A 7,415-nucleotide genomic window follows, 5' to 3' on the forward strand; every position below is an offset into this window, starting at 1 on the left:
CGACGAGACCATCGTCCCGACCGAACTCACCGCATAGCCTCAAAGAAGAGATCACCGAGTGGCCGTCGATACACCACTCCCGCGGACGTGACCCCATTCTTGGTGCGGTGACGGGGCGTTGGCCGTGAGTCTGCTGCTTTCGGTTCGGGGTGGCAGAGAGGCGACTGACGGTGGTCTTGGATCCGCATCGCTGGCTGGAGTTGAGGCGGTTTCGTTCGCTGTGAGAGTCCGGTGCGATGAGCCTGCGGGAGATCGCGAAGGAGACGGGGCTTAACCGCCGGACGGTCAGCAAGTACCTCAAGGATCCCGCATCGGTCGCGCCACCGAAGAGAGAAACAGCAGATCAGCGGCCTCGGCGGGTGGTGGACGAGGTCGCGCCGCTGATCGACGCGATGCTCAGGTCCGAGATCCTGCTCAAGGGAAGGGTGATCCACGAGCGTCTGGTCCAGGAGTACGGGGTCAGCATCAACTACCAGCGGGTGAAGCTTTATCTGCAGGAAGCCCGGCCCCGGATCGCGGAGGAGCTGGGCATCAGCCCGGGTGAGCTGGCCGGCCGGCACCGGCGGTTCGAGGTCGTCCCGGGTGCTCAGGCCCAGGTCGACTGGGGAGACGAGGGAAAGTTCCTCGCCCATGTCGGCATCCCGAAGGTCTACTCCCTCCACATGACGCTGTCGTACTCGCGCGACCCGTTCTGCTGCTTCACCACCAGCCAGGACCTGGCCACATTCTTCGACTGCCACCGGGCCGCGTTCGCGCACTTCGGCGGGGTTCCGATGAGCATCGTCTACGACCGCACCAAGACGGTCGTGCGCCGGCACGTCGCCCCCGGCGAGGCGGTCCCGCTGCACCCGGAGGCGGTCGCCTTCGCCGGGCACTACGACTTCGACATCGACGTGCTGGCCGCCTACCGGCCTCAAGGCAAAGGCCGGGTCGAGCGGCAGGTGAACATCGTCCGTGACCACGTCCTGGCCGGACGGGCTTTCTCCTCCATCGAGGAGCTGAACGCCGCCTTCGCCGCCTGGGTCCCACTTCGGCACGGTGTGCCCGGTCAGGCGGATCACATCACCCACACCGTCCGCAGGCCACGGCACCGGCTGCAGATCCGTGACCGGCCTGTACGTGTCGACGAGCTGGAATTTTCACAGCTGGGAGTCGAAGTTCGCGTCGCGTGGCTGCTGCGCGTAGTACACGTCCACCGCCGACCGCCCGCCGGACCAGCGCTCCGGCGTGATCGCGAGGCCGCTGGCCTTGTTGATGATCTGGTACCAGCCCGAGCCCCGGTCGACCAGGTTCCACAGCTGATGGGGACGCTTGTCCTCACGCTGGATGTGGTACTGGTCCAAACCCGATGGGCCGGTCGACCAGTACTCGGGCGTGAGCGCCATACCGCCGCGCTTGTTCACCAGGAGGTAGTCGTTGCCGTCCATCGGGAACAGGTGCCACGTCTGGCTGATCGCGTTTCCCGCGCCGGAAGCCTGGATGTCGTACTGGTCCACCGTCGACGGTCCGGTCGACCACGACTTCGGAGTGAGCGCCAAGTTGGACCGCTTGTTCACGATTTGGTAGGTCTTGCCAGGAGCTAACGCCAAGCGGCCGTGGAGCCAAGCCCGGGACGACTGCCTCCCGTTCTCATGAACACTGCATATTCGCACGAGCGTGCGACTCCCGATGTCGCGTCAAAACGATGTCGCGACTTGTGCACAAAGCCACCCCAACGTGGACAGCCCGTCGGCGCCCCGGGCCGGCCCACCCCCGCGACGGCGGGAAGCACTGGCCCGGTGCGTGCTCGCGGCCCCGGCCTCTGGATCACTCCCGCGTCGGCGGGAAACACGCCGGCCCCATCTACCAGGACTTCGGGCCGATCGGATCACCCCCGCATCGGCGGGAAGCACTCCAGGCCGACCCACGAGGAGACCGTCTTGGCCGGACCACCCCCGCGTCGACAGGAAGCACGGAGAAGGCATCCATGCGCCTTTCGCTGATTACGGCTCACCCCCGCGTCGGCGGGAAGCACCGAAGAGCCTTCAGGATCGACCGTTCGTCTTCTGGATCACATGCGCGTCGGCGGGAAGCACGTAGGTGGTGCCGGCCAGCGCGTTGTTGGCGGCGGATCACCCCCGCGTCGGCGGGAAGCACTTCTGCAGCCGGGCGATCCGGTCGGCCGTCTTCGGAGCCCCCGTTATGTTTTCCGCGGTCCTGCAAGAGGACCGCTGGCCTCCGGGCCCGGCATGACTGTTCCCCCCTGTCGAACGGATGACCTGGGGGGTGGTGTCACCGGGCCTCGGAGGCGCCGTCGGAGACGCTGATGAGAGGTCCGACTACCGCCTGGCCTGGCGCAATGCCTGACCGTTTGCGGGCGGCAGGTCTGCATAACGTGGATAAGCGCATACGACGCCAACGCCCCGGCCACCACCGCATGAGCCCCGTTCAGGAGGATCGGTTGGACGACATCGACGACGTGGGCGTCTTCCTCGGCCTGGACGTCGGCAAGAGCGCCCATCACGGGGACGGGCTGACCCCGGCCGGCAAGAAGGTCTTCGACAAGCAGCTGCCCAACAGCGAGCCCAAGCTGCGGGCCGTCTTCGACAAGCTGGCCGCGAAGTTCGGCACTGTGCTGGTGATCGTGGACCAGCCCGCCTCGATCGGAGCCCTGCCCCTGACGGTCGCCCGGGACGCCGGCTGCAAGGTCGCCTACCTGCCCGGTCTGTCCATGCGGCGCATCGCCGATCTCTACCCGGGCGAGGCGAAGACCGACGCGAAGGACGCCGCGGTGATCGCGGACGCCGCACGGACCATGCCGCACACCCTGCGCTCGTTGGAACTGACCGACGAGATCACCGCCGAGCTGACCGTGCTGGTCGGCTTCGACCAGGACCTGGCAGCCGAGGCCACCCGCACCTCGAACCGGATACGCGGCCTGCTCACCCAGTTCCACCCCAGCCTGGAGCGCGTCCTGGGCCCGCGCCTGGACCACCCCGCCGTGACCTGGCTGCTGGAACGCTACGGATCCCCAGCCGCCCTGAGGAAAGCCGGACGCCGCAAGCTGGTTGAGGTGATCCGGCCCAAGGCTCCGCGCATGGCCCAGCGGCTGATCGACGAGGTGTTCGATGCGCTCGACGAACAGACCGTCGTGGTCCCAGGCACCGGCACCCTCGACCTGGTGATCCCGTCCCTGGCCCGTTCGCTCGCGGCCGTCCACGAACAGCGACGAGCCCTGGAAGCACAGATCGGACAGCTGCTGGAGGCTCACCCTCTTTCCGCGGTCCTGACCTCGATTCCGGGGGTCGCGGTCAGGACCGCCGCCACCTTGCTGGTCACCGTCGGCGACGGCACCAGCTTCCCCACCGCCGCCCACCTGGCCTCCTACGCCGGCCTCGCCCCGACGACCAAGTCATCGGGGACCTCGATCCACGGCGAACACGCGCCACGAGGCGACAACCGGCAACTGAAACGCGCGATGTTTCTGTCTGCGTTCGCCGCGCTGCACGATCCCGCCTCCCGCAGCTACTACGACAAATGCCGGGCCCGCGGGAAGACCCACACCCAGGCACTTCTCCGTCTGGCCCGCCAACGGATCAACGTGCTGTTCGCGATCCTCCGCGACGGCACCTTCTACGAACCCAGAACCCCACGCCTCGCTTGACGAAAGACATAGAGGCACCCCCCGCGGCCGTCCTGAGGTCGATCCTGGCCCCTTGAAAGGCAGTCCCCCTGCTGTGGAAGCACAGCACGCGCCGGAAACGCTCCTCCGCGGCTGCGCGCATGAGGCCGGTCTGTACGGCCGTCAGCCGAGCCCCGCGCACCGCGTCCGACCCGGTTGCATCGGTGGTCATCGCCGCGTACAGCTCAGGGTCGCGGATGTCCAGGCACAGCACCTGATACGGCGCCACCAAGCCCATCCGAATCGCCTCCGACAGCCTCAGCTTGTACGCCACCGGCCCGAACACAGGCGAGTCCTCGTCCATGGACGCCACAGGGCGCGGCCGGTCACCCTCGACCTCCCACACCCGGGCCGCGTGGGTGTCTGCCTCGGCCGCTTGGAAGCGTTGGGACGCGACCTCGTGGCAGCGTGCCCATGGCAAATCCTTACCCTTGGAGTAGCCCTTCACATCTTCCGCTTGATCGTCAGGTGGGGCTAGTCTCTGGTCGTTTCGCGTGGGGTCAGAGCATCCTGCGTTCACACACCGGACCGCTCTGCCAGAGCGCGGTGGCGTCCTTTCGTTCCGGAGTTGGCGCTCTGCCATGCTTCATCACCTCACACTGGAGGACACGGGTGGCTCAGCGCCCGCTCATACGTGGTTCGATTGCCGTGGCTGCGGCCTTCACCATGGCCTCGGGCTTTGCCTGCTTCACCGCAGCGGTGGCCAGCGCGGCCACGTCGACCGAGACCGTCATTCCCGCTGCCATGACGTACGCTCCGCCGCAGGACCTGGTCTACTTTGCAGGGCCGGGTGGCTTCCTGCACCGGCCTCCGGGCAAGTCCACCGACGTCTGGACGCCCTATGCAGGCGGCCCTGACATTCCCGTGCCTGGGGTTCACCGCTCGTATCCCGGGGCCTCGGGAGCGGGCTCCGACGTGGTCGCCACGGTGACCAGCACCGGCATCCAGCTTCACGACATGGACACGGGCACCACCACCACGATGGCCCGGCCCAGCGGCCATGTCTACGTGGGTGCCTTCGGGTCACGTGTCCTCACGTCCTCGAAGGCCGCGGACGGTACCGCGTCCCTCCACGTCCTCGACATGGTGAACGGACAGTTGACGGATACCCCCGTCTCCGGCTGGCCCGTCACCTCGACCGGCACACCGCCTGTGACGGCCGGTGTGATGGCCGGTGACGCGAACTCCGTGGTGGTGAAGTACAACGACGGCACCGGCTACCGCCTTGGCCTTGTGGACCTGGCAACTGCTCAGGTGACGCCGGTCTTCGGCACCGTGCCGGCCACTTCCGACGTGGTGATGACGGACAAGTACGTCGGGTGGTACCTGGAAGGCGACACACGTCTTCATCTGCTCTCACGATCCGACCTCACCGGGTCCGAGGCCACCGTCCAGATCCCCTTGACGACCAGCCCCTCATCCAAGACTTATCAGATGGATGTGCGCCGACTCGCCATCGTCGGCGACACATTGCTGATCATCTACAACTGGGCCAACTACCCCGACCCGACCGACTACGAGTTGGGCGCCCCTCTGTACGCCATGCCGCTGACCGGCGGAACACCGAGCCCAGTCATCGACCACGTGCAGATCGACACCCTCGCTCCGGCGCCCAACGGCGCTGTCGCGCTGGGTGGTTCTTCGCTGGCCGACTGGGGGGTCCGCCAGGTGACGCCCGGCTCGGGCGGAGACCTGGCGCAGGCCGCCGTGTATCCCGATCCGGGAGGTCCCGCACCCATCGGCGGCATGTCCCTGGCCGACGGCCAACTCACCACGATCGAGAACGGCGGGGAACCAGGCGGGAACGTGTTCACTCGGACCATTCGGCTCGGGAGCACGCCTTCGTACGGACCGCACACGGCATTCGGGACGGCTCTCGAACCGAGCGACTGCACCTCGGCCACCTACTGCGCACCGCAGATCGACACCGGCGACGGCCGGATCTCGCAGCTGGTCGCCGGGAACAAGGTGTCGGTACAGAGCGCCAGCAACGGGTATTCCGAGGTGACTCCTGACGGAGCGGGTGGCACGCTCGTCGACTCCGACGGCCGGTACGTCGTCTACGACAGCAGTTCCACCGGGAAGCAGTCCATCGGCGACACCACGTTGAGCAGCGCCTCGAAGGTGCTGTTCACGCGCCCGGTCTCCGCGGCGGCCTTGTCTGAGTCGACGTTGTGGGTCGCGAACCCCACCCCCGCGGGGTCGATCAGCGCGATCGAGCTGACGAGCCAGAAGACGACACGCACCCTCAACACCGGCGCGCCGTGCGCCCCCAGTGAGCTGCAGGCCGCCGCCGGCCGGTGGATCTACTGGTCGTGCGGGACCTCGGGCCCGGCCGGTGTCTACGACCTGACCACGAACACCGACGTCTCCGTTCCGTCTTCAGGCCCGGCGCAACTGGGCGACGGCTTTGTCGTCGAGCACGACACGAGCGCCGGAAAGCTGGAGTTGACCGACGTTCACACCGGCACGGCCGTCACCAGTGAGCTTGCCGATCTGCCGACCGGCCCCCTCACCGACGACCGGCGCGTGACGTGGGCGGTGGACAAGTACAGCGGGGGCGGGATCGCATACCTCGACGCCCACAACGACATCCACATCGTCGACCCCCACATCCCCGCCTCTACCGCGTCCGGGCATCTCATGCTGCCGGGTCAGCGTCTGAACCCCGGGCAGAGCATCACCAGCAGCAGCATGCGGCTGGTGATGCAGACCGATGGCAACCTGGTGGCCTACCTGAGGGCGGGCGGCAGCGGATCACCGGCGGAGTGGTCCAGCGGCACCTATGGTCATCCCGGCGCCTACGCCGTCATGCAGAGCGACGGCAATCTAGTGGTCTACGACCAGAGCGTCGGCCTGGGCACGGGCGGCGCGCTGTGGTCCACACACAGCTCCGGCCACCCCGGTGCGTACGCCGACCTCGAGGACGACGGAAACCTCGTCGTCTATCGCCAGGCCACCACCGACTCGGCCGATGCGCTGTGGTCCAGCGGTTCCTACGCGCGGCCTCAGACCATCCGGTCCGGCCAGGCGCTGACGCCCGGCTGGTGGACGCAAGGGCAGCGCACCTGGCTGGTCATGCGGCCCGACGGCAACCTCGTCATGTACCGCAAACGAGACGGCGCAGCCATCTGGTCCACCAGGACCTCGGGTCACTCCGGCGCGTACGCGATCATGCAGAGCGAGGGAAATCTCGTCCTCTACCGCAAGAGCGGCGGCCCCAGCACAGGCGGGGCACTCTGGTCCAGCGGCACCTACGGCCATCCCGGCGCCTACGCGATCATGCAGGACGACGGCAACCTCGTGGTCTACAAGAGCGGCGGCGGACCAGGGGTCGGCGGAGCGCTCTGGGCCACCAACACCGGGCGCAGCGCCTCCTGACCCCTGGGTCCCCGAAACGCGGCCGCGGCCGATGAAGCGATCGGCCGAGGCATCGGCCAGCCGTAGGGGAGGGAGTATCGCGGCGCGCTGACGCGCGAACGATAGCGGGCGCGGCCGGCGCCCCGGCGACGGTATCCAGCGGGCCGAATCCGAAGTCTGATCGCACGGGCCGCTGCCTGCTACTGAGTGAGCGTTAAGTCCGATCTTCCTCGGTTCGTGATCGCTCGATCGTGGTACTGATCGCCGTACGAGCCGCCTGGTGGGCATGTCCATGCTGGGATGCGGGGTGTGAAGAGAGAGCCGTACCTCAGCGACTTATCGGACGAGCAGTGGCTGTTGATCGAGCCGATGATCACTGCCTGGAAGCAGGACC

At 67.5% G+C, this 7,415-nt stretch carries 4 protein-coding genes and 1 pseudogene; 3 read left to right on the forward strand and 2 right to left on the reverse strand.

Annotated elements, in window-relative coordinates; translation table 11 throughout:
• Positions 1-170: 170 nt before the first annotated feature.
• Positions 171-1,070, forward strand: a pseudogene (istA, locus tag ACFYMM_RS43975) (IS21 family transposase); the annotation flags it as partial.
• A gap of 69 nt (positions 1,071-1,139) precedes the next feature.
• Here istA and ACFYMM_RS43980 read toward each other — a convergent pair.
• Positions 1,140-1,652, reverse strand: a complete 513-nt coding sequence (locus ACFYMM_RS43980) for an RICIN domain-containing protein (RefSeq protein WP_388398392.1) — start codon at positions 1,650-1,652, stop codon at positions 1,140-1,142.
• Positions 1,653-2,440: 788 nt separating this feature from the next.
• Here ACFYMM_RS43980 and ACFYMM_RS43985 point away from each other — a divergent pair.
• Positions 2,441-3,643 (forward strand): IS110 family transposase, encoded by a 1,203-nt coding sequence (locus tag ACFYMM_RS43985; protein ID WP_388398385.1) that lies wholly within the window; start codon positions 2,441-2,443, stop codon positions 3,641-3,643.
• Between the two features lie 635 nt (positions 3,644-4,278).
• Here ACFYMM_RS43985 and ACFYMM_RS43990 read toward each other — a convergent pair.
• Positions 4,279-4,407, reverse strand: coding sequence for a hypothetical protein (locus ACFYMM_RS43990; RefSeq protein WP_388398388.1), 129 nt, complete (start codon positions 4,405-4,407; stop codon positions 4,279-4,281).
• On the opposite strand from ACFYMM_RS43990, the gene ACFYMM_RS43995 reads away from it, so the two are divergent.
• Positions 4,406-7,042, forward strand: a complete 2,637-nt coding sequence (locus ACFYMM_RS43995) for a hypothetical protein (protein WP_388398390.1) — start codon at positions 4,406-4,408, stop codon at positions 7,040-7,042. The genes ACFYMM_RS43990 and ACFYMM_RS43995 overlap by 2 nt on opposite strands.
• The last annotated feature ends 373 nt before the right edge of the window (positions 7,043-7,415 follow it).

It is taken from the genome of Streptomyces sp. NPDC006739 (genome assembly GCF_042869815.1).
Lineage (GTDB): Bacteria > Actinomycetota > Actinomycetes > Streptomycetales > Streptomycetaceae > Streptomyces.